The organism is Dactylosporangium sp. NPDC050688 (assembly GCF_040654515.1).
Classification (GTDB): Bacteria; Actinomycetota; Actinomycetes; order Mycobacteriales; family Micromonosporaceae; genus Dactylosporangium.
On record NZ_JBFAIC010000027.1, the window covers coordinates 14,605 to 37,701 of the forward strand.

Annotated in this window: 16 protein-coding genes; 12 read left to right on the plus strand and 4 right to left on the minus strand. The window is 72.9% G+C overall.

Annotated elements, in window-relative coordinates:
- Positions 1-30 precede the first annotated feature (30 nt).
- Together ggt and AB0H83_RS24795 are read left to right on the plus strand one after the other, a co-directional pair.
- Complete coding sequence (gene ggt, locus AB0H83_RS24790; protein WP_360098504.1) at positions 31-1,764, plus strand: gamma-glutamyltransferase; 1,734 nt, start codon at positions 31-33, stop codon at positions 1,762-1,764.
- A gap of 135 nt (positions 1,765-1,899) precedes the next feature.
- The gene (locus AB0H83_RS24795) at positions 1,900-3,132 is read left to right on the plus strand and encodes a sigma-70 family RNA polymerase sigma factor (protein WP_360098299.1); all 1,233 of its coding nucleotides are present in this window, start codon (positions 1,900-1,902) and stop codon (positions 3,130-3,132) included.
- Positions 3,133-3,138: 6 nt separating this feature from the next.
- Here the strand turns inward: AB0H83_RS24795 and AB0H83_RS24800 are convergent, their stop codons facing one another.
- Both AB0H83_RS24800 and AB0H83_RS24805 read right to left on the minus strand, forming a co-directional pair.
- Positions 3,139-3,786 (minus strand): LysE family translocator, encoded by a 648-nt coding sequence (locus AB0H83_RS24800; protein ID WP_360098301.1) that lies wholly within the window; start codon positions 3,784-3,786, stop codon positions 3,139-3,141.
- Between the two features lie 50 nt (positions 3,787-3,836).
- Positions 3,837-4,280 (minus strand): GNAT family N-acetyltransferase, encoded by a 444-nt coding sequence (locus AB0H83_RS24805; RefSeq protein ID WP_360098303.1) that lies wholly within the window; start codon positions 4,278-4,280, stop codon positions 3,837-3,839.
- A 152-nt stretch (positions 4,281-4,432) separates the two neighbouring features.
- Here AB0H83_RS24805 and AB0H83_RS24810 point away from each other — a divergent pair, with 152 nt between their 5' ends.
- The gene (locus tag AB0H83_RS24810) at positions 4,433-4,843 is read left to right on the plus strand and encodes a VOC family protein (RefSeq protein ID WP_360098305.1); all 411 of its coding nucleotides are present in this window, start codon (positions 4,433-4,435) and stop codon (positions 4,841-4,843) included.
- 15 nt (positions 4,844-4,858) lie between these two features.
- Here AB0H83_RS24810 and AB0H83_RS24815 read toward each other — a convergent pair whose 3' ends face one another.
- Positions 4,859-5,251, minus strand: a complete 393-nt coding sequence (locus AB0H83_RS24815) for a hypothetical protein (protein WP_360098307.1) — start codon at positions 5,249-5,251, stop codon at positions 4,859-4,861.
- 96 nt (positions 5,252-5,347) lie between these two features.
- Here AB0H83_RS24815 and AB0H83_RS24820 point away from each other — a divergent pair, with 96 nt between their 5' ends.
- From AB0H83_RS24820 to AB0H83_RS24850, 7 genes are all read left to right on the plus strand, one after another.
- A complete protein-coding gene (locus AB0H83_RS24820) occupies positions 5,348-5,809 on the plus strand; it encodes a MarR family transcriptional regulator (protein ID WP_360098309.1) in 462 nt (153 codons plus the stop codon).
- Positions 5,810-5,886: 77 nt separating this feature from the next.
- The gene (gene pulA, locus AB0H83_RS24825) at positions 5,887-11,622 is read left to right on the plus strand and encodes a pullulanase-type alpha-1,6-glucosidase (protein WP_360098311.1); all 5,736 of its coding nucleotides are present in this window, start codon (positions 5,887-5,889) and stop codon (positions 11,620-11,622) included.
- 68 nt (positions 11,623-11,690) lie between these two features.
- Positions 11,691-12,083 (plus strand): hypothetical protein, encoded by a 393-nt coding sequence (locus tag AB0H83_RS24830; RefSeq protein WP_360098313.1) that lies wholly within the window; start codon positions 11,691-11,693, stop codon positions 12,081-12,083.
- A gap of 197 nt (positions 12,084-12,280) precedes the next feature.
- Complete coding sequence (locus AB0H83_RS24835; RefSeq protein WP_360098315.1) at positions 12,281-15,019, plus strand: nitrate- and nitrite sensing domain-containing protein; 2,739 nt, start codon at positions 12,281-12,283, stop codon at positions 15,017-15,019.
- Positions 15,019-15,441, plus strand: coding sequence for a roadblock/LC7 domain-containing protein (locus AB0H83_RS24840; RefSeq protein WP_360098317.1), 423 nt, complete (start codon positions 15,019-15,021; stop codon positions 15,439-15,441). The genes AB0H83_RS24835 and AB0H83_RS24840 overlap by 1 nt, the downstream gene beginning before the upstream one ends.
- Complete coding sequence (locus tag AB0H83_RS24845) at positions 15,438-16,403, plus strand: TAXI family TRAP transporter solute-binding subunit (RefSeq protein WP_360098319.1); 966 nt, start codon at positions 15,438-15,440, stop codon at positions 16,401-16,403. The genes AB0H83_RS24840 and AB0H83_RS24845 overlap by 4 nt, the downstream gene beginning before the upstream one ends.
- 75 nt (positions 16,404-16,478) lie before the next feature.
- Positions 16,479-17,438, plus strand: a complete 960-nt coding sequence (locus tag AB0H83_RS24850; protein ID WP_360098321.1) for a threonine/serine dehydratase — start codon at positions 16,479-16,481, stop codon at positions 17,436-17,438.
- Positions 17,439-18,306: 868 nt separating this feature from the next.
- Here the strand turns inward: AB0H83_RS24850 and AB0H83_RS24855 are convergent.
- Positions 18,307-20,385, minus strand: a complete 2,079-nt coding sequence (locus tag AB0H83_RS24855; protein WP_360098506.1) for a S9 family peptidase — start codon at positions 20,383-20,385, stop codon at positions 18,307-18,309.
- 188 nt (positions 20,386-20,573) lie between these two features.
- Here AB0H83_RS24855 and AB0H83_RS24860 point away from each other — a divergent pair, with 188 nt between their 5' ends.
- A complete protein-coding gene (locus AB0H83_RS24860; protein WP_360098323.1) occupies positions 20,574-21,548 on the plus strand; it encodes a hypothetical protein in 975 nt (324 codons plus the stop codon).
- A gap of 223 nt (positions 21,549-21,771) precedes the next feature.
- A complete protein-coding gene (locus AB0H83_RS24865; protein ID WP_360098325.1) occupies positions 21,772-22,992 on the plus strand; it encodes an FAD-binding oxidoreductase in 1,221 nt (406 codons plus the stop codon).
- Positions 22,993-23,097 lie beyond the last annotated feature (105 nt).

The following is a 23,097-nucleotide window of genomic DNA, read 5'->3' on the forward strand; positions in this document are numbered from 1 at the left end:
GTCCCGCTCTTCCTGATCCTCGTCCTGCTCGTGCCCGCCGCGCCCGCGCAGGCCGGCGCGCCACCGACCGCCGGGCCCACCGCGAGCGGCTACGGCGGGGCGGTGAGCTCGGTCGATCCGACGGCCACCGCGGTCGGCCTGGACGTGCTGCGCCGCGGCGGCAACGCGGTCGACGCCGCCGTCGCGGTCGCGGCGACCCTGGGCGTGACCGAGCCGTTCTCGGCCGGCATCGGCGGCGGCGGCTTCTTCGTGTACTACGACGCCCGCAGCGGTAGGGTGTCCACTCTCGACGGCCGCGAGACCGCGCCCCGGTCGATGACGCAGACCGCGTTCGTGAACCCCGCGACCGGCCAGCCCTACGCGTTCCAGGAGGCCCGCGTCAGCGGCCTGTCCGCCGGCGTACCGGGGACCCTGGCGACGTGGGACACCGCGGTGCGCCGCTGGGGCAAGCGCTCCCTCGCCACGAACCTGCGCCCCGCCGCCGACGTGGCCCGGCGCGGGTTCACCGTCGACCAGACGTTCGCGACCCAGGTCAACGACAACGCGGCCGCGTTCGCGCAGTTCACGCCGACCGCGGCGCTGTTCCTGCCGGGCGGCCGGGCGCCAGCGGTCGGCAGCACGCTGCGCAACCCCGACCTCGCCGCGACCTACGACCTGGTGGCGCGCCGCGGCATCGACGCCTTCTACCGCGGCGAGGTGGCCCGCGACATCGTCCAGGCCGTGCAGCAGCCGCCGGTCGCCACCAGCCCCTCCCTGCCGTGGCAGTACGAGATCCGCCCCGGCGGCATGACCCTGGCCGACCTGCGCGCCTACGAGGTCCGCAGCCCCGCGCCGACGCACATGGTCTACCGCGGCTACGACGTCTACGGCATGGCCACCCCGTCCTCGGGCGGCTCCACCGTCGGCGAGGCCCTCAACATCCTCGAGCGCTCCGACCTCGGTGCGTTGGACCGCACGCAGGCGCTGCACCGGTACCTGGAGGCGAGCGCCCTCGCCTTCGCCGACCGCAACCGGTACGTCGGCGACCACACCCCCCGGCGCCTGCTCGACGCGCTGCTGACCGACGGGTTCGCGGCCGAGCGCGCCTGCCGGATCGACCCGCTGCACGCGGCGGCCAAGCCCGTGCTGCCCGGCGACCCGGACGGCCGCTACGACGCGTGCGCCACCACCGCCGGCGGCGCGAGCACCGACTTCGGCAAGTCGACGACCAACCTCACCGTCGCCGACAAGTGGGGCAACGTGGTCGAGTACACCCTCACCATCGAGCAGATCGGCGGCAACGGCATCGTGGTCCCGGGCCGCGGCTTCCTGCTCAACAACGAGCTGACCGACTTCAACTTCACCAACACCCAGGGCACCGCCGACGACCCGAACCTGCCCGGCCCCGGCAAGCGCCCGCGCAGCTCGATGGCCCCCACGATCGTCCTGCGCGACGGCCGGCCGTTCCTCGCCCTCGGTTCCCCGGGCGGCTCCACCATCATCACCACCGTCCTGCAGATCCTGATCAACCGGATCGACCTGGGCATGACGCTGCCCGAGGCCCTCGCCGCGCCCCGTGCCACCCAGCGCAACACCGCGGCGGTGGTGGCCGAGCCGGCCTTCATCGCCGGCCCCGGACCGGCCCTGGGCGCGCTCGGGCACACGTTCACGCCGATGGCCGAGATCGGCGCGGCGACGGCGATCGAGTTCATGCCCCGCGGCAAGCTCCTCGCCTGCGCCGAGCCGGTCCGCCGCGGTGCCGGCTCGGCGGGCACCGTGCGCTGAGCCCGCCGGTCACGCCGCCGCGGTTCATCGCCGCCGTGCGCCCGCCGCCGGTCAGCGGGCGCACGGCACCGGCGGCGGACGTGGCCGCCGGCACCCACGGTGGACATGGGTGCCGGCGCCGCCGGTGGCCGTGGGATGTTGGACGCCGTGGGGGTCGAGGAGGAGGAGCTGCGCCGGCTGGCGCCGCAGGTGCTCGGGGTGCTGGTCCGGCGGCACGGGCAGTTCGACGCCTGCGAGGACGCCGTGCAGGAGGCGCTGCTCGCGGCGGCCGTGCAGTGGCCGCGGGAAGGGGTACCGGACAACCCGCGCGGGTGGCTGATCACCGTGGCTGGGCGGCGGCTGACGGACCAGTTCCGCAGCGAGGACGCGCGGCGGCGGCGGGAGCTCGCCGTTGCCCACGAGGTTTCACATGAAACATCGGAATCGCCGGACATCCAGCACAAAGACGACACGTTGCTGCTGCTGTTCCTGTGCTGCCACCCGGCGCTGCCGAGCGCGTCGCAGCTGGCGCTGACGTTGCGGGCGGTGGGCGGGCTGACCACCGCGCAGATCGCGCACGCGTTCATGGCGCCGGAGGCGACCGTGGCGCAGCGCATCAGCCGCGCCAAGCAGAAGATCAAGGCGGCGGGCGCGCGGTTCACGCTGCCACCGGCGGGCGAGCGGACGGGCCGGCTGCAGGTCGTCCTGCAGGTGCTGTACCTGATCTTCAACGAGGGGTACACGGCCTCGTCGGGGGAGGACCTGCACCGGCCCGAGCTGACCACCGAGGCGATCCGCCTGGTCCGCGAGGTGCACCGGCTGCTGCCCGACGAGGGCGAGGTCGCCGGGCTGCTCGCGCTGATGCTGCTGACCGACGCCCGCCGGGCCGCCCGTACCCGGCCGGACGGCGCGCTGGTCCCGCTCGCCGCGCAGGACCGCACGCTGTGGCACCCGGCGATGATCGCCGAGGGGGTCGACCTGATCACGCGGACGCTGCCGAAGGGGGCGCCCGGGCCGTACCAGCTGCAGGCCGCGATCGCCGCGATCCACGCCGAGGCGCCGTCGGCCGCCGCGACCGACTGGCCGCAGATCCTCGCGCTGTACCGGCTGCTGCAGCGGGTCGCCCCGAACCCGATGGTGACGCTCAACCAGGCGGTGGCGGTGGCGATGGTGCAGGGCCCGGGGGCGGGCCTGCGGCTGCTGTCGGCGCTGGACGGCGACGACCGGCTGGCCCGGCACCACCGGCTCGCCGCGGTCCGCGCCCACCTGCTGGAGATGTCCGGCGACGCCGAGGCGGCGCGGTCGGCGTACGAGCTCGCCGCCCACCGCACGACCAGCCTCCCCGAGCAGCGCTACCTGCTGTCCAAGGCGGCGTCCCTGCGGGGGTGAGCCCGCTCAGTGCACCGGCAGCGGCCTCGCCTTGTCGGTCGCCAGCCGGACCGCGATCATGCCGAGCAGCGTGCCCGTCACGTACCGCTGGATCCGCAGCCACGTGGGCCGCTTCGCGAGGAAGACGGCGATCGCGCCGGCCGCCAGCACGATGCCCGCGTTGACCAGCATGCTGACCGCGATCTGCACCCCGCCGAGAAGGAAGCTCTGGGCCATCAGGTGACCGGCGGCGGGGTCGACGAACTGCGGGATCAGCGACGCGTACATGATCGCCGCCTTCGGGTTGAGCAGGTTGGTCATCAGGCCCATCGTGAGCAGCCGGCGGGTCGAGTCGGGCGGCAGCTCCTGGTGCGTGAACACCGACGTGCCGCCGGGCCGGACCGCCTGCCAGGCGAGGTAGGCGAGGTACGCGGCGCCGGCGAGCTTCACGGTGACGTACAGCGCCGGGACGGTCGCGAAGATCACCGACAGGCCGGCGGCGGCCAGGGCCAGGTAGACGAGGAACCCGGCGGCGACCCCGGCGAGGGAGATCAGCCCGGCCCGGCGGCCCTGGGAGATGCTCCGCGAGACCAGATACATCATGTTCGGCCCGGGGGTGAGCACCATGCCGAGCGCCACCAGCGCCACCCCTGCCGCCGCCCCGAGCGTGATCATGATGCTGACGCTGCCAGCCGGCGGGCCGCGGGTCGAGTGCCAATCGGCGGTCAGAGGCTCTTCACCCAGCGCCGCCAGTCGTCCTGCGGGGTGTACCCGGCGGCGGCCCACGCGTGGTGGGCGAGGCTGTTGTCGTCGAGGACCATGGCGTCGGCGCGGCGGCCGCCGAAGCCGCGGAACCGCTCCTCGGCGTCGGCGAGCAGCATCGCCCCGATGCCCTGCCGGCGGCGCGCGGGGTGCACGGCGAAGCGGTACAGGTGGCAACGCCACCCGTCGAACCCGGCGATGAGCGAGCCGACGATGTCGCCGCCCCCGTCGCCGGCGCTGTTGTCGGCGCCGCTGTCGACCGCGAGCCGCAGGGCCGCCGGGTCCCGCTCGATCAGCGCCCGCACGGCCGCGGTGTCGTCGCCGCCACGGTTGGTGTCCTCGGCGGCGAGCTTCCAGAAGGCGAGCACGGCCGGCACGTCGTCCGGCGTGGCGAAGCGGAGGATCATGCCGCCGACCGTACGGCACGAGGGCCTGACCGGCGGCGGGATGAACCGGCGGACCCGGCTCGCCGGATTCGGCCTCGCGGCGCGTGACCTGCGCATAGTGTCGGGTCGACGTGCCGTCGGCGGTCCGGCCTCGCGACCAAAGGGAGTTTGTGATGACCTCTCGGCTCAACCCGTACCTGAGCTTCCAGGGCAACGCCCGGCAGGCCATGGAGTTCTACCAGGGCGTCTTCGGCGGCACCCTGCGGCTGAACACATTCGGCGAGTTCGACCCCGACGCCGGCCCGATCGCCGGGCAGATCATGCACGGCATGCTGGAGACGCCGAGCGGCTACACGATCATGGCTGCGGACGCGCCGCCGGAGATGGCGCACAACCTCGGCGACACGATCACGGTCAGCATCAGCGGCGACGACGGTCTCGAGCTTCGCCGGTACTGGGACAAGCTGTCCGCGAGCGGCAAGGTGAGCGTCCCGCTGGAGAAGCAGATGTGGGGCGACGAGTTCGGTGCCTGCACCGACCAATTCGGCATCCCGTGGATGGTCAACATCGTCCAGCGGGGCTAGGACCCGCGGCGGGCGTCAGCGGCCGGCGACGACGAGGAGGACGCCCACCAGCACGACGCTGACGCACAGCAGCGAGACCGTGGCGATCGTGACCAGGACCCAGATGAGGGCGCCGGCCCTGCGGCCCGGGGTGATCGCGATCGGTGGCGGCGGTCCGGCCGGATCGCCGCCGGCCTGCAGTTGCGCGGCGACGTCGGCGGGGTCGCCGAGCAGGTCCAGGACCGAGCGCACCTCGGCCTCCGACGCGCCCTGGGCAGGCGGCTGACCGGCCCGGGTCTCGGCCAGTTTGGCGGCGATGTGGTCGCTGAGGTCGGCAAGCAGCTCGTCGCGACGGCTCGCGGGCACGCCGTCCAGCGCCTGCTCGACGGCGCGCAGATAGTCGTTGACCTGGTCATCGTAGGTGTTCACGGGCTCCCCGTCCGGAAAACTGGCACTCTCCGACATGATCAGTAAGACTTTTCGCGCAGAGCATGGTGCGCGACGCGCACCCGTGGAGGGAGCGACGTGAGCCCACCGACCCGCTGGCTCGATGCCGACGAGCAACGTGCCTGGCGTGCTTTCTACACCGCCGCGACGCAGCTCATCGACCGGCTCGACCGGGAGCTGCAGCACGACGCGGGCATGCCGCACGCGTACTACGAGATCCTCGTCGTGCTGTCGGAGTCGCCGGGGCGCACCCGGCGGATGAGCGACCTCGCCGACCTCACCAGGTCCTCCCGGAGCCGGCTGAGCCACGCCGTCACCAAGCTCGAGGCCCGTGGCTGGGTGCGCCGGCGCGACTGCGACGACGACAAGCGGGGGCAGTTCGCCGACCTGACCGAGGCGGGATTCGCCGCGATCGAGGCCGCCGCGCCCGGGCACGTGGAGACGGTGCGCGCGCACCTGTTCGACCCGCTGACCCCGGAGCAGGTCGAGCAGCTGCGCGCCATCAGCGAGGCCATCACCAGGACGCTGCACCGGGACTGATCAACCGCGGCAAGCCTTGTGTCGATCATTCTGTGTCGATACGTTCACGGCCTGCCGCGAGATGATGAGGCCCCGCCATGAAGCGTCTGAAACTCACGCAAACCATCGCCGCCGCCGGTTTCGTCCTGGCCATGCTCGCCGCGTTGCCGGGCAGCGTCCCCACGCTGCCGGACCAGGCGCAGGCGCCGAGCGGCTACGCCGGCGGCATACCCCAGTGGGAGGGCGAGCCGTCGATCGCGAGCCTGCTCGCCGGCAGCACCGCCCAGCACGCCGAGCAGTTCTACTTCGTGCTGCCGGACCGCTTCGCCGACGGCGACCCGTCCAACAACACCGGCGGCCTTCCCGGCGACCGGCTCAGCACCGGCTACGACCCGGCGGACAAGGGCTTCTACCACGGCGGTGACCTCAAGGGCCTCATCGACCGGCTCGACTACATCGAAGGGCTCGGCACCACCGCGATCTGGCTCGCGCCGGTGCTGAAGAACCGGCCCGTGCAGGGCAGCGGCGCCGACATCTCGGCCGGCTACCACGGGTACTGGACCACCGACTTCACCCAGATCGACCCGCACTTCGGCACGAAGGACGATCTGCAACGGCTGGTCCGGCTGGCGCACGGGCGCGGCATCAAGGTCTACCTCGACGTCATCACCAACCACACCGCCGACGTCATCCGGTACGCGCAGGACCAGTACTCGTACCGGAACAAGACCGACTACCCGTACAAGGACGCGGCCGGCAACAGGTTCGACGACCGTGCGTTCGCCGACGGGCGGCACGGCTTCCCCGCCGTCAACGCGCAGTCGTTCCCCTACACGCCGGTATTCGCGAACGAGGCGGACAAGACGGTCAAGAAACCGGCCTGGCTCAACGACCCGCTGATGTACCACAACCGCGGCGACTCCACCTTCAGCGGCGAGAACAGCGAGTACGGCGACTTCTTCGGCCTCGACGACCTGTGGACCGAGCGCCCCGAGGTGGTCCGGGGCATGACGAAGATCTACGCCGACTGGGTCAAGGACACCGGCATCGACGGCTACCGCATCGACACCACCAAGCACGTCAACCTGGACTTCTGGCCGCAGTTCGTCGAGGGCATCGACAAGGTCGCCAAGCCCGACTTCTTCATGTTCGGCGAGGTGTACGACGCCGACCCCGAGTTCGACTCGATCTACGTGCGCAAGGGGCGGCTCCCGGCGACCCTGGACTTCCCGTTCCAGCAGGCCGCGACGGACTTCGTGGCACGCGGCGGCTCGGCCGCCGGCCTGGCGGGCGTGTACGCCAAGGACGACCTGTACACCTCGGCCGGCACCACCGCGGGCACCCTGCCCACGTTCCTGGGCAACCACGACATGGGCCGCATCGGCATGTTCGTCGCCGGCGGCGGCACCGACCCGGCCACCCACCTGCGCCGCGACCTGCTCGGCCACGAGCTGATGTTCCTGACCCGCGGCCAGCCGGTCGTCTACTCCGGCGACGAGCAGGGCTTCACCGGCGCCGGCGGCGACAAGGACGCCCGGCAGGACATGTTCCCGAGCGTCTCGCCCGACTACCTCGACGACGACCTGCTCGGCACGGACACCACCCACGCCACCGCGCACTACGACATGACCCACCCGATCTACCGCACCATCGCCGACCTGGCCCGGCTGCGGCAGGCGCACCCGGCGCTGAAGCAGGGCATCCAGGTGACCCGCTACGCGGCGCAGGGCGCGGGCGTGTTCGCGTTCTCCCGCATCGACCCGAAGCAGCGCGTCGAGTACCTGGTCGCGACGAACAACGCCACCACGACACAGACGGTCACCGTGCCGACGGCCATGGCGAGCACCACGTTCGACCGGATCTACCCGGCCGGCGGGCCGATCGCCGCCTCCGCCGGTGACGGCCGGCTGCAGCTGGACGTCCCGCCGCTGAGCACGGTGGTGTTCAAGGCCCGCGGCACGATCGCCAAGCCGGCCGGCAAGCCCACGATCACGCTGGTCGCGCCCACCGCCGGGCAGCCCGTCCCGGCCCGCGCCGAGGTCAGGGCCGAGGTCACCGGCGACCCGCTGGCCACGGTCACGTTCGCCGCGAAGGTCGGCAACGGCCCGTGGCAGCTGCTCGGCACCGACACCGCCGCGCCGTACGCCGTCTACCACGACCTCGACGGGCTGCCGGCCGGCACGAAGCTGGAGTACAAGGCGGTCGTCCGGGACGGCTCCGGCCGGGCCGCTGAGACGAGGGTCACGGCGAAGGTCGGCACGCCGCCGAGCGCGGTCGCGCCCGACTACGCGGTCGTGCACTACCAGCGCCCGGCCGGCGGATACGAGCCGTGGAGCCTCTACGCGTGGGGTGACATCGAGACGCCGATGACGTGGCCGGTGGGTGCCCCGTTCGCCGGGGAGGACTCGTACGGGCGCTTCGCATGGGTCAAGCTGAAACCGGGAGCGACGAATGTGGGCTTCCTCGTGGTCGACTCGGGCGGGGTGAAGGACGTCGCCGTCGACCGCTCGCTCGACCCGACGAAGACGCCGGAGATCTGGCTCAAGCAAGGAGACGCGACCATCTACACCTCCCAGGCCGCGGCCACCGGCACCGTCGCCGTGCACTACGCGCGACCCGACGGCGATTACACCGGATGGGGCCTGCACCTGTGGGGCGACGGCCTCGCGCCCGGCACGGCCACCGAATGGACCGCGCCCCGCCCGCCCGACGGCACCGACACGTTCGGCGCCGTCTGGCACGTACCGGTGAGCGACCCGAACAAACCCGTCAACTTCATCGTGCACAAGGGCGACGTGAAGGACCCCGGCCCAGACCAGTCGGTGCTGCCGGCCCGGCAGGGCGAGGCGTGGATCCGCTCCGGCGAGGCGACCGTCCACCCGACCCGCGCCGCCGCCGAGCACACCGCCGTGCTGCACTACCGCCGCCCGGCCGGTGACTACACCGGGTGGGGTCTGCACGTGTGGACGGGCGCGGCGACCCCGACGGAGTGGGCGAGCCCGCTGCCGCCGGAGGGCTCCGACGCGTTCGGCGCCAGGTTCCGCGTCCCGCTCGCCGGCAACGCGACGACGCTCAACTACATCGTGCACAACGGCGACACCAAGGACCTGCCCGCCGACCAGGCGCTCGACCTGGTCACCGTCGGCCACGAGGTGTGGATCCTGTCGGGCCGGGAGCGCTACCTGCTGCCGATCCCGCCGCAGGGCACCCCGGACACCGACCTGACCAAGGCCAAGGCGGTGTGGGTCGACCGCGACACGGTCGCGTGGCGGGCCGGGCCGACCGACGGGCACACCTACGAGCTGCTGTCCGCGCGGGCCGGCGGCCTGTCGGTGGTCGACGGGCAGGTCGTGGGGACCGCGACGGCGCTGCCGATGCGGGCGACCGGCAGCCTGACCGAGCCGCAGCGGGCGAAGTACCCGCACCTGTGGGCGTATCAGGCGTTCCACGTCACCGGCGACCGGGCGGCGATCGCGAACGCGCTGCGCGGACAGGTCGTCGTGGTCGAGCGCGACGCCGCCGGCGCCGTCACCGAGGCCAGCGCCGTGCAGCTCGCCGGGGCGCTCGACGACCTGTACGTCGGCGCGGTCGGGGCGAAGCTCGGCCCGCACTTCGAGGGCGGCCGGGTCACCGTCAGCGTGTGGGCTCCGACGGCGCAGAACGTCGCGCTGGAGCTGTTCGACGACCCGGCAGGGCAGCCGGTACTGAAGCCGATGAAGCGCGACGAGCACACCGGGGTGTGGAGCGCGGCCGGCGACCGGAGCTGGAAGGGGCGCTACTACCGCTTCCGGGTCACCGCCTGGCAGCCGGCGGTGCGGGGGGTGACGACGGCGTCGGTGACGGACCCGTACTCGGTGTCCCTGGCCGCGAACTCCACCCACAGCCAGATCGCCGACCTGTCCGACGCCGCGCTGCAGCCGCCCGGCTGGTCGGCGGTGAAGAAGCCGCCGGTGCCGTCCCGGCCACAGATCCAGGAGCTGCACGTCCGGGACTTCTCCATCGCCGACACCACCGTGCCGGAGCAGCAGCGCGGCACGTACCTGGCGTTCACGCAGGCGCAGTCGGCGGGCATGACGCACCTGCGGGACCTCGCCCGGGCCGGCACGTCCTACGTGCACCTGCTGCCGGTCTTCGACATCTCCACGATCCCCGAGCGGCGGGCCGACCAGCAGCAGCCGCCGTGCGACCTGGCCGCCCTGCCGCCGGACTCCAGCCAGCAGCAGGCGTGCATCGCACAGATCGCCGAGCAGGACGGCTACAACTGGGGCTACGACCCGCTGCACTACTCGACCCCGGAAGGCTCCTACGCGACCGACCCGCAGGGCACCGCGCGGATCAACCAGTTCCGCCAGATGGTCGCCGGGCTCAACGGCGCCGGGCTGCGGGTCGTCGTGGACGTCGTCTACAACCACACCACCGCCGCCGGCACCGACCCGCACTCGGTCCTCGACCAGATCGTGCCCGGGTACTACCACCGGCTGCTGGACGACGGGACCGTGGCCAACTCGACCTGCTGCGCCAACACCGCGCCGGAGAACGCGATGATGGGCAAGCTCGTCGTGGACTCGGTGGTGCTGTGGGCCAAGCAGTACAAGGTCGACGGGTTCCGCTTCGACCTGATGGGCCACCACCCGAAGGCCAACATCCTGGCCGTGCGGGCAGCCCTGGACCAGCTGACCCTCGGCAAGGACGGCGTCGACGGCAAGAAGATCCTCATCTACGGCGAGGGCTGGAACTTCGGCGAGGTCGCCGACAACGCCCGCTTCGTCCAGGCCACCCAGGCCAACATGGCCGGCACCGGGATCGGCACCTTCAACGACCGGCTCCGCGACGCGGTCCGCGGCGGCGGCCCGTTCGACGGCGACCCGCGCATCCAGGGTTTCGCCTCGGGCCTGTACACCGCGCCCAACGGCGACCCGGCCAACGGCACCCTCGCCGAGCAGCGGGCCAGGCTGCTGCACTACCAGGACCTGATCCAGGTCGGGCTCACCGGCAACCTCGCCGCCTACGAGTTCGTCGACTCCACCGGCCGCCGGGTCACCGGCGCGCAGGTCGACTACAACGGCTCACCCGCCGGCTACACGAGGCTGCCCGCCGAAGGGGTCACGTACGTCGACGCGCACGACAACGAGATCCTGTACGACGCGCTGGCCTACAAGCTGCCCACCGGCACGACCGCCGAGCAGCGGGCCAGGCTGCAGGTGCTCGCGCTGTCCACGACGGTGTTCGGGCAGGGGACCGGGTTCGTCACCACCGGCTCCGACCGGCTGCGCTCCAAGTCCCTGGACCGCAACTCGTTCAACTCCGGCGACTGGTTCAACCAGATCCGGTGGGACTGCACGGTGGGCAACGGCTTCGGCGCCGGCCTGCCACCGGCCGCCGACAACCAGGACAAGTGGTCCTACGCGCAGCCGCTGCTGGCCGACCCGGCCCTGGTGCCGGACTGCGCCGCGGTCGACCTGGCCGCGGCCCGCTTCCAGGAGCTGCTGCGGATCCGGGCGAGTTCGCCGGTCTTCGCCCTCGGCACCGCCGGGCAGGTCCAGCAGCGGGTCGCGTTCCCGCTGTCGGGCCCGTCGGCGACGCCCGGCGTGATCACGATGACGCTGGACGCCCGCGGCCTGGACCAGCGCTACCGCACCGTCGTCGTGATCTTCAACGCCGGCCCGACCGCCGCCACGCAGACGGTCGCCGGGTACGCCGGCGCCGGGTTCGCCCTGCACCCCGTCCAGGCGGCCTCGGCCGACCCCCTGGCCCGGCAGGCGACATTCGCCGCCACCCACGGCACGTTCACCGTCCCGGCCAGGACCGTCTCGGTCTTCGTCCGGCCCGCGTAACCACCGCACCACCGGCACCGGCCGCCAGAAGTTCTCAGGAACGGGCGGTCGGTGCCGTTTCGTCCGGTGTGAAGGCGTTCACTGTCGCGGGGGTGCTGCTGGTCGCGCTGCTCACCGGGGCGACCGGCAAACCGTCGCCGCCGCCCGGGCCGCCGCTGCCCGGACCCCCGGCCGTCATCGAGCCCGGCGCGCCGCCCTCCACCCTGCCGGCGCTGAGCGACCTGCCGTCGCTGCGCGAGCCGTCCGGCCGGTCCGTCGCGCCGTCGGGCTCCTCCACGGCGCCGGCGCCCCCGGCGACCACTGCGGCCGCCGACCCGGACGTTAAAACAACCTCAACGCCGAGCCCTGCGGCGACCACCGGGACCGGCCGCCACTCGTCGGTCTGGATCGGCCTCGGCGTCGTCATCGTGGTCGCCGGAGCGGTCGTTTTCCTCGTACTGCGACGCCGCCGTCACGCATAGTCGCGCCCCGGGGGCCGTTTGGCTTGTGACGGCCGCCGTTCGGCGAATGAAGTCTTATCGGAGCAGCACTCTTCCAGTACCGTGCCCTTTCGTGCTCCTTAACGATCCCTCTCACTCCGGTGGGTCGGGGGAGTGCGCTCGTCTTCACTCTCCGCATGTATGTGCGGAGATCGCGTGTCCTCTGTGACGGCTAGGGGATGACGGTGACAGGCAGCAGCTCCTCCCGAGCGGCCGGTGCCGACTCGGCCCGTGCGATCGGCGCCGGCGGCGGCCGGCGCAGGCCGGGCGTGCCCGACACGTCGGTCGCCGGGCACCGCCGCGGCGGCGGCGCGCGGCCCAGCCGCCTGCGCTCCGTGCGCACGCAGCTGCTCGCCCCCATCGTCGTGGCCATGATCGGCCTCGCCGCCCTGAGCACCGCGCAGGCCGCGACCGCCACCTCCGCCGCGCAGGACGCGGTGCGCGCCCGCACCCTCGCCTCCACCGCGACCAGCGCCGTCAGCTTCGTCCACGAGCTGGAGCGCGAGGTCGCCGAGACCGCCGCGCTGCGGCAACGTGGCGGCAAGTCCGGGGTCGCGCTCGTGGTCGCCCAGCGGCAGCGCACCGACGCGGCCGCCGCCCGGTACCTCGCCGACAGCCGCGCCGCCGTGCAGGCCGTCCCGGCGTTCGAACTCCTCGTGCGGACCGTCAGCGACATCTACAGCCGGCTCGGCGCCACCCGCGAGGCCGCCGACAACAACGCCGCGGTCTCGCTGATGGCCGACCCCGTGTACCGGCCGCTCGCCGAGGCACTACTCGCCATCGCCGACGCCGTGCCGGCCCAGATCGCCGACATCGAGCTGGCCAACGCCGCCCGCGCGGTCGCCTCCGTCGGCGCGGTCGAGCACTTCGCCGCCCTCGAACGCGACCTGTTGCGCGCCGTCTTCTCCCGGGGTGCCCTCGTGCCCGGCGACCTCGGCACCATGTCGGAGCTGCGCGGCGCCCGTGACCAGCGGATCGCGGAGTTCCAGCGGGCCGCGACGCCCGCCGGGCGCACCCTGTACGACGACGAGGTCCGCGGCCTGGACGTCGACCGGGCCGACAAGCTCAGCGCCGCGGCCCGCAACGCGGAGAAGGAGCCGGACGGGCTGAAGGTCGACGCCGACACCTGGTTCGTCGCGCAGTCCGGCCTCATCCGCCGGCTCAACATCGTCAGCCTCGACCTGTCCGACCGCCTCGACGTGCGGGCCGAGCAGATCGCGGTCACCGCGCAGCGGCGCGCCTGGGCCACCGTCATCGGCACCGTCGTCATCGGCCTCGCCGCGCTCGCCATCGCGATCACGCTCGCCGTGCGGACCGCCCGCCGGCTGCGCCGCCTGCGCGCCGCCGCGCTCACCGTCGCCCGGCAGGAGCTGCCCGACGTCATCCACTCCGTGACCACCGGCGCGCCGATACCGACCGGCACCGCCGCCGCGGCGGCCACCCGCAGCATCGCCGCCACCAACGACGAGATCGGCCAGGTCGCCGACGCGTTCGCCACCGTGCACCGCACCGCGCTGCGGCTCGCCGGTGAGCAGGCCGAGCTGCGCGTCGATGTGTCGCGGATGGCCGAGGTCCTGGCCCGGCGCATCCGTACCCTCATCACCCGGCAGCTGCGCCTGCTGGACGAGTTCGAACGCGACGAGACCGACCCCGACGTGCTGGCCCGCCTCTTCGCGCTCGACCACATCGCCGCCCGCCTGCGCCGCAACGGGGAGAACCTGCTGGTCCTCTCCGGCGGCGAGCCGGGCCGCCCGGCGACCCAGGCGGTCGGCATCGGCGCTGTCATCACCGCCGCCGCCTCCGAGATCGAGGACTTCCAGCGGGTCGAGGTCCAGTCCGCCGACCTGGCGATCACCGGGCCGGTCGTCGGTGACCTCGTCCACCTGCTGGCCGAGCTGCTGGAGAACGCGACCGCCTTCTCCCCGCCGACGCAGCAGGTCCGCGTCGACGCCCGGCCCACGGTCGACGGCGCGATCATCCGGGTCCACGACAGCGGCATCGGCATCGCGCCCCGCCGGCTCGCCGAGATCAACTCCCGGCTGGCCACGCCGACGACGCTGAGCAGCGCCGCGGCCGGCACGATGGGGCTGCACGTGGTGTCGCACCTCGCCGCCCGGCACCGCATCCGGGTCGAGCTGCACGCCACCGGCACCGGGACCGTCGCGTACGTGGCGCTGCCGCACCGGGTCCTGGAGCGGGTCAGCGCGCTGCCGTCCTCGCCGGTGACCTCGGCACCCTTGCCGTCCGCCGAGCCGTTGGTGTCCGCCGAGTCCTTGGCGTCCGCGCCGGTGTCCGCCGCGCCCGTCTCGGCCGTGCCCATCTCCGCCGCGCCGGTGTCGTCGGCGCCGATCTCGGCGGTGCCGGTGTCCGGCTCGTCCCGGACCGGGCCGCCGCCGGTGGTCGTGCCGTCGACCGTCGGCGCGCCGCTCGGGCGGCCCCGGATTCCGCAGCAGCGGTCGGCGCCGGTCGCGCCCGCACCGGCCGCGGCGTCGTCCGCGTACGTGCCCGCACCGTCGGCGTCCTCGTCGTTCGTGCCTGCGCCCCCGGCGCCGGCGGTACCGCAGCAGCATCAGGCAACTCCGTCCGGGCCGCCGGCACCCTGGTTCCGCCCGTACCTCAGCGGTGGCGACATCCAGCAGCCATCCCTCCCCTTTGCCCCGCCCGCGCCCGGCGCATGGCCGCCACGCGCGGGGATCCCGTCCGGTGCCGGAGGTGGCGCGATGTCCGAGGGCGACCTACCCCGCCGCAGCCCCGGAGCGCAGCTCGCCCCCGGAGTCACCGAACCGCAACCGCAGCCCACCCGCAGTACCGCGGTCGACCCGGAGACCGTCCGGTCCCGGCTGTCCGCGTTCGCCGAGGGCGTGTCGGCCGCCGCACGCCGTACGAACAGCACGACCCCAGGACAGAAGGACCAGTGATGGCGATGCCAGACGCTCAGAACCCGACCGGTGCAGGCCAGCTCGACTGGCTGATGGCGAGCTTCGCCCGGCAGGTGCCCGATGTCGCGCACGCGATCACCGTCTCCGGCGACGGGCTGCGCCTGGCCTGCTCCGCCGACCTGCCGGTCGACCAGGCCGACCACCTCTCCGCCGTGATCAGCGGCCTGGCCAGCCTCACCTTCGGCGCGGCCCGCGTCATGCAGGCCGGGCAGGTGCGCCAGACCATCGTCGACATGGACGGCGGCGTCATGATCGTCATGGCGGTGGGTGACCGCGCGCTGCTCGGCGTGCTCGCCGCGCCCGGCTGCGACCTCGGCCAGGTCGGCTACGAGACCGCGATGCTCGTCCACCGGGTCGCCGACGCGCTCGACCCCCTGCCCCGGGATGCGATGCTGCGGTGAGGCGTCTCGCGCTTGTACTGGCGGTCCTGGGTCTGCTCGCGGGCTGCGGCGCCACGGCACCGCCCCGGGCCGGCGCCGGCCTGTGGCACGGCGGGCGGATCTACATCGCCACCGGCAACACCACCGGCGTGTACTACCAGATCGGCGGCGGCTACGCCGACCTGATCACCAAGCACGTGCCCGGTTACGAGGCGCGCGCCGAGGCGACCGGCGCCTCCGGCGAGAACATCCAGCGCGTCGCGACCGGTGACATGGACGTCGCGTTCAGCATCGCCGACACCGCCGCCGACGCCGTCGCCGGCAAGGGGGCCTTCGACGGCGGGCCGCGGAAGGTGGTCGCGCTGGCCAAGGTGTACCGCAGCTACGCCCAGGTCGTGGTCCGCAACAGCGCGCGCATCACCACCTTCGCCGACTTGCGCGGCAAACGGGTCTCCACCGGTTCGGCCGGCTCCGGCGCCGACGTGTTCGCGGGCCGGCTGCTCTCCGCCGGCGGGCTCAACCCGGACACCGACATCGTCCGGCATCGGCTGTCGCTGCCCGAGACGACCAAGGGCATGCAGGCCGGCACCCTCGACGCGCTCATCTTCACCGGTGGTCTGCCCACGCCGGGCATCGCCGACCTGCTGGCCAGCGCGCCTGGGCAGTATTCCCTGCTGCCGCTCGGCGAGGTCTACCGGGCGCTCACGTCCCGTCATGGCGCGGTCTACGCCGCCGGAAAGCTGCCCAAGTCGGCCTACCAGACCCCGGCCGACATCGACACGATCGTGATCGGAAACCTGGTGCTGGTCTCCCCGGACATGCCCGAGCCGCTGGCGTACGCCCTCACCAAGATCCTCTTCGATTACCAGGTGGAGCTGAGCCGGGTCCACCCCGAGGGCGCCAACTACGACAAAGCGGGTGCTTCGGGCACCGACCCCGTCCCCCTGCACCCGGGCGCCGCGAGGTTCTTCAACAGCGGCTGACGAGCGACGTTATGGATCTCTCATTCGCCGGACGCGAGGAGGGTGATCAAGCTCGTGGGCTGTCAAGATGACCTCGTGACCGCCACCCAGCAAGACCTCGTCCGCCTGGACGACATCCGCGACGCCGCCGCGCGGATCTCCGGCCTCGTGGTCCGCACCCCGCTGCTGCCGTGCCCGTGGGCCGACGAACTGTGGCTGAAGCCCGAGAGTCTCCAGCCGATCGGCGCCTTCAAGCTCCGCGGGGCCACCAACGCGCTGCACCGCCTCGACCTCGACCAGCGCCGCGCCGGCGTGGTCACGCACTCCTCCGGCAACCACGGCCAGGCCCTCGCCTACGCCGGCCGCGCCCTCGGCGTCCCCGTCGCCGTCGTCATGCCCGACGTGTCCACCCCGCTGAAGATCGAGGCGACCCGCGGCTACGGCGCCGAGGTCATCCTCGTGCCGCAGGCCGACCGCGAGACCGTCGCCAGGCAGCTCGTCGCCGAGCGCGGCATGACCCTCGTCCCGCCGTACGACCACCCCGACATCATCGCCGGCCAGGGCACCGTCGGCCTGGAGATCTTCGAGGACCTCTCCAACGTCGACGTCGTCGTCGTCCCCGTCGGCGGCGGCGGCCTCTCCTCCGGCGTCGCGACCGCGATCAAGGCCCTCGCCCCGCACGTCGCCGTGATCGGCGTCGAGCCCGCCGTCGCCGCCGACGCCGCGGAGAGCCTCGCCGCCGGGATCGTGCGCATCTGGCCCGAGCAGCGCATGCTCAGCACGGTCGCGGACGGCCTGCGGACCCCGCTGTCGGAGCTGACCCTCGCGCACCTCAGCGCCCACCTCGACGCGATCGTCACCGTCGCCGAGGACGAGATCCTCGACGCGGTCAAGGTCCTCGCCCGCCGCGGCCGCCTCATCGCCGAACCCAGCGGCGCGGTCACCACCGCCGCCGTCCTCCACCACCGCGACGAACTCCCGGCCGGCCGCACCGTGGCCGTCGTCAGCGGCGGCAACATCGACCCCCGCCTGGCCGCCACCCTCTTCGCCGACTGACAGTTATCCACAGGCTGTGGGTAACGCCTGTGGGCATCGCCACTCCCATCACCCCTCGCCCGCGTGATGATCAGGCAACACGCAGGCGGATCCCCGGCGTACGCCACGTGGTTATCCACAGGCGTGCACACGTGTATCCACAGCTTAGGCGGGCGTTATCCACAGGTGGGGACAGAACGCTGTGGACAGCCGCACGGGTTATCCCCACCCTTTCGGGTGTCACCCGCGACCCTTGCCGCTCTGTGACCAGCGGCCGCCTGGCCGCCGCCGCGCTGTGGCCGCCGGCCGCATGGCTGCCGCCGCTTCGTGGCCGGCGGGCGCCCCTGGCCGCCGACCGGCTCACTGATGATCTTGCAGGGTTGATCGAAGTCGCGTCGTGGTCGTCCGGATGACCCGGACGCGACTTGGATCATCATGGCGGCCCGGCTGGCGGCCCGGCTGGCGAATGGCGACCACCGGCTGTCGCACGCGCGGGGCTGTCGCACGCCGGCGCAAGCAGTGCCAGCGGCAACGAGCATGGGGCCCAGGGCGGGACCCCGACCGGCCCTGGGCAGCACGAGCCGCGCCGAAGTTGGTGCGGTGGCCGTGACGTTGGCCGGGCCTTTCTGTCGTACCCCGACCCCCACCACGTCACCACCGCATCAGACGGCGGCGCGACCGTACACACGGCAAGGACGGCAGCAAGGGTCCGTCAGCCGGCTGAGGCCCGCCCACCACGGAGGGGAGCCGCTCGCCGCGCCCGCCCGGCGCACCAGGCCCGGCACCTCACCGGCCGCGTCCGGCTCGACCGTCCAGGCGCCGGACCTGCCCTCCGCGCGACCCGCTCAGCGAGCCGGCGAAACCGGGCGGCCCGGGCGGCCCGCGCGGCTCAGGCGAGCCCGACCCGGTCCAGGACCCACGCCGTGATGAAGGACTCCTCGCGCCAGGCGTCATACCGGCCGCTCGGGCCACCGTGGCCGGCGCCCATCTCGGTCTTCAGCAGCACGTGCGAACCGGGGGAGAGGGCGCGCAGGCGGGCGACCCACTTGGCCGGCTCGTGGTAGAGGACGCGGGTGTCGTTGAGACTGGTCACGGCCAGGATCGCCGGATACGGGCGGGCCGAGAGGTTCTCATACGGCGTGTACGACTTCATGTACGCATACACCTCGGGGTCCTCGAGCGGGTTGCCCCACTCCTCCCACTCGGTGACGGTCAGCGGCAGCGACGGGTCGAGGATGGTGTTGAGGGCATCGACGAACGGGACCTGCGCGACGATCCCGGCGAACGTTTCCGGGGCGAGGTTGGCCACCGCGCCCATGAGCAGGCCGCCGGCCGAGCCGCCGCGGGCGACGAGCCTGTCCGACGAGGTCCAGCCGGCCTTGACCAGGTGCTCGGAGCAGGCGACGAAGTCGGTGAACGTGTTCTTCTTCGCCAGCAGCTTGCCCTCGTCATACCAGCGGCGGCCCATCTCGCCGCCGCCGCGGATGTGGGCGACGGCGAAGACGACGCCGCGGTCGAGCAGCGACAGGCGCGGGATGGAGAACCAGGGGTCCATCGAGGCCTCGTAGGAGCCGTAGCCGTAGATGACGGCGGGGGCCGAACCGTCGCGCGGGGTGCCGGCGCGGGCCACGATGGAGATCGGCACGCGGGTGCCGTCCTCGGCGAGGGCCCACTCGCGGTGCTGCTCGTAGCGGGCCGGGTCGAAGTCGCCTAGGACGGGCTTCTGCTTGCGCAGGGTCAGCTCGCCGCTGTCGAGGTTGCAGTCGTAGACCGAGTCCGGCGTGACCAGCGAGACGTAGTGCAGGCGGAACGAGGTGGTGTCGTATTCGAGGTTGGCCTCGGGGCCGACGGCGTAGATCGGCTCGGGGAAGGCGATGTCATACGGCGCGGCGCCCTGCAGCGGCACCACCCGGATGCCGGTGAGCCCGTCGCGGCGCAGCGAGACGACCAGGTGGCCGGCGAACGCGTCGACGCCGAGCAGCCGGGTGCCGGGCTCGTGCTCGATGAGCGTGGTCCACGAGCCGGGGGCGTCGGCGGACGTGTAGGCCAGCGCGAAGTCCTCGGCGCCGTCGTTGTGCAGGATCAGGAACCGGTGGCCGTGGTGCTCCACCGAATACTCGATGCCCTGGCGGCGGGGCGCGATCGACAGCGGCGTGCTGGCCGGCGCGTCGGCCGGGATGGCCAGGACCTCGCTGGTGACCTTGCTGTGGATGTCGATGAGGATGAAGCGCTCGGAGCGGGTGAGGTCGACGCCGACCCAGAAGCGCTCGTCGGTCTCCTCGTGGACGATCACGTCCTCGCTCGCGGCGGTGCCGAGGGTGTGCCGCCAGACCCGGTTGGGCCGCCACGCCTCGTCGACCGTGATGTAGAACAGCGTCGAGCCGTCGGCGGACCACGCCGAGCCGTAGAACGCGGCCTCGACGGTGTCGGGCAGCAGTTCGCCGGTGTCGAGGTCCTTCACGCGCAGGGTGAAGCGCTCGTCGCCGGCGAAGTCGGTGCTGTAGGCCAGGCGGCGGCTGTCGGGGCTGATGTCGAACGTGCCCAGCGCGAAGAACTCGGAGTCGCCGGCCAGCTCATTGCCGTCCAGCAGCACCTGCTCGCCGGGGAGGGCGCCGCCGTCGCCGAGGTCGGGCGGGGTCGTCTGGCCCGCGGCGACCGGCACGCGGCAGTGGATCCCGTACTGCTTGCCCTCTTCGGTGCGCGTGTAATACCAGTAGGCGCCCTTGCGGGTCGGCACCGAGAGGTCGGTCTCCTTGGTGCGGGACTTGATCTCGTTGAACGCCGTCTCGCGCAGGCTCTCCAGGTGTGCGGTCGCCGCCGTGGTGAACGCGTTCTCCGCCTCGAGATAGGCGACCGTGTCCGGGTCTTCCTTGTTCTGGAGCCAGAAATACTCGTCGACCACGGTGTCGCCGTGGTGCGTCCGCTCGTGCGGAACCTGCTTCGCCGTCGGCGGCTGAACGCCCGTCACACCTGAAGTCACGCTCCAAGACGTTACCCGCAACCTCTGACACTTTCCGCCGCGCCGAGCCCCCGAGGGCACCCCACGGAAAAACCCGAAGGCAACCAGGGGGGTACCTCGCCGGTCTGTCCTGTAGGAGAAAGCGACGCCGGTACCGTCATGGTCTCGAAGTTCGGGCGAGCTCATGGAGGAGTGCGGTGCGGCGTCGCGGGGTGTTGCACATCGGGGTGGCGGGACTGGCAGCGATGCTGGTCCAAGCGTGCGCCGAGGAGTCGAATGCACCTGACGTGAAGGGCGGCGCGGCACCGGGCTCCTCCGGTGCGGTCCAGCCGACCAGCACGTTCGACCCCTCGGCGTACGTGCCCGCCGCGATCCCGATCGCGGAACTGGAGAAGCTGTTCGGCTACGACGCCAAGGCGACGATGAACGCCCAGCTGACCGACAAGCGGACCGGCGACGGCGTGATCCTCGAGGACGTCACGTACTCCGACACCAGGGGGCGCGAGGAGATCCCGGCGTACGTGCTGGGCCCGGAGAAGTTCACCGGCCGGCTGCCGGCGGTCGTCTACGCGCACGGCAGCGACGGCAACCGCGACACCCTGCTCGCCGAGGCGCTGGCGGTGGCCCGGCTGGGCGCGCTGGTCTGCGTGCCGGAGCTGCCGCTCAAGCCGTCGGGCGACCCGGTCGCCGACAGCAAGGTGGTCGCGGACTCGGTCGTGGCCCTGCGCCGGGCCTTCGACCTGCTGATCCGCCGCTCGGACTGCGACGGCTCCAGGGCCGGGTTCGCCGGGCACAGCTGGGGCGCCGTCCAGGGCGCCGTCCTGTACGGCATCGACACCCGTATCACGGCGAGCGTCCTGGCGTCGGGGACCAGCCGGATCTCCCGGTGGATGGTCCGGCAGCCGGTGCCGCAGGACTGGCACGCGTACCTGGACGCACTGTCGCGCTTCGATGCGCCGCCGTACGTGGCGGTGACCGGCCGCAAGCCCGTCCTGCTGCAGTTCGGCAGGCAGGACACGGTGGTGCCGGAGGCCGAGCGCGCCGAGCTGGCCAACGGCGTCGCCGGCCCGAAGGAACGCAAGGACTACGACACCGGTCATGATCTCGTCGCGTTCGAGGCGGCGCGCGCCGACCGGGTGGCGTTCCTGCGCAAGCAGTTGCGGCTGAAGTAGGGACCCACTACGCTTTCGAACATATGTTCGATGTGCTTGGTGCGCCATGTGCATGGTTCGGGCGCTCGATCATATTTGAACGCGTCGTTGGGAAAGCCTGGACCATGCCCTCACCGGCCGGCCCAGGCTGCCGCGAATCCCGCCGGCGAGCACTTCCCCGTGTGGTCGTCTCGTCGGACGGTCCAGCTGGTGCTGGGCCGTGAGCAGGGAAGCGTGGGCTGCGGTGAGCGTGATCGAAGTGCTGGCGGAGGCATGCGGGCCGGAGCACGTGTGGGAGGCCGGCCCCGGTGACAGGGTGGACGGCGTGCCGGCCGGTTGGGTCGTCGCGCCCGGCACCGCCGAGGAGGTCTCCGGCGTGCTGCGCGCCGCGGCCGCCGCAGGCCTGTCGATCGTGCCGTCCGGCGCCGGCACCAAGCTCGACTGGGGACTTCCGCCCGCGCACGTCGACATCCTCATGGACCTCGGCCGCCTGTCGGGCGTGCTCGACCACGAGCCGGACGACCTGGTCGCCACCGTCGCCGCCGGCACCCCCATGCGGGCGCTGCGCGCCCACCTGCTGCGCAAGGGCCAGCGGATCCCGCTCGACGTCGCCTCGCCCGGCGCGACCGTCGGCGGGGTGCTCGCCACCAACGAGGCGGGCCCGCTGCGCCACCGGTTCGGCACGCCCCGGGACCTGGTCGCCGGCGTAAGAGTGGCACTGGACGAAGGCAGTCTCGAGCGTCACGTGGACGGTCACGACCTGGCCCGGCACATCTGCGGCTCCTTCGGCACCCTCGGCGTGATCACGGAGGCGACGCTGCGGCTGGAGCCGATGCCGTCCGCCCGTGCCTGGGTGATCCGCCCTGTGTCGACCCCGCGCGAGGTCCACCAGCTGACCGAGGCGCTCGTCGGCTCGTCGTTCGGCGCCGCCGCGATCGAGGCCGACCTGCCCGGCGGCACCGGCCGCCCCGCCGAGCTCGCCGCCCTGTTCGAAGGCAGCCGGGCCGGCAGCGCCGCCCGTGCCGAGGCGGCGGCCCACCTGCTCGGCGGCGGCGCCTCCGTCGAGCACGCGCCGCCCGACTGGTGGGGGCGCTACCCGTTCGACGCCGACGACGTGGCGCTGAAGATCTGGGGCCAGCCGAGTGAGCTGTTCGCCGTCGTGTACGCGCTGCGCGACGCCGCCGGCATCCCGGTGCCCGTCCGCGGCTCGGTCGGCGCGGGCGTTGCCCACGTCGCACTGCCCGGCACGGTCCCGGCCGAGCGGCTCGCGGGCATGCTGACCGCCGCCCGGACCGTCCTCCTGGCCCGGGGCGGCGGTGGCTGCACCCTGCTGCGCGCCCCCGCCGACCTGCGGGAACTCGTGGAGACCTACGGCCCCGGCCGGCTGTCCGACGCGACCGTCCGCCTGAAGCTCGCCCTCGACCCCGAGGAGCGGATGGCCCCCGGCCGGCTGCCCACGTGCTAGCACTCCGGCCACGAGCGCTCACGGTGTGATCTTGCCTGGTCGATCGAAGTCGCGTCGTGGTCGTCCAGACGGCCGGGACGCGACTTCGATCACCACGACGGTCCG

Excerpts from the sequence above, each read along its gene's own strand:
- AB0H83_RS24805 (WP_360098303.1), bottom strand. The coding sequence starts at position 4,280 with ATGATCCTCCGCTTCGCCACGCCGGACGACGTGCCGGCCGTGCTCGCC.
- AB0H83_RS24795 (WP_360098299.1), top strand. The coding sequence starts at position 1,900 with ATGTTGGACGCCGTGGGGGTCGAGGAGGAGGAGCTGCGCCGGCTGGCG.
- AB0H83_RS24810 (WP_360098305.1), top strand. The coding sequence starts at position 4,433 with ATGACCTCTCGGCTCAACCCGTACCTGAGCTTCCAGGGCAACGCCCGG.
- AB0H83_RS24800 (WP_360098301.1), bottom strand. The coding sequence starts at position 3,786 with ATGATCACGCTCGGGGCGGCGGCAGGGGTGGCGCTGGTGGCGCTCGGC.
- AB0H83_RS24835 (WP_360098315.1), top strand. The coding sequence starts at position 12,281 with ATGACGGTGACAGGCAGCAGCTCCTCCCGAGCGGCCGGTGCCGACTCG.
- pulA (WP_360098311.1), top strand. The coding sequence starts at position 5,887 with ATGAAGCGTCTGAAACTCACGCAAACCATCGCCGCCGCCGGTTTCGTC.
- AB0H83_RS24840 (WP_360098317.1), top strand. The coding sequence starts at position 15,019 with ATGGCGATGCCAGACGCTCAGAACCCGACCGGTGCAGGCCAGCTCGAC.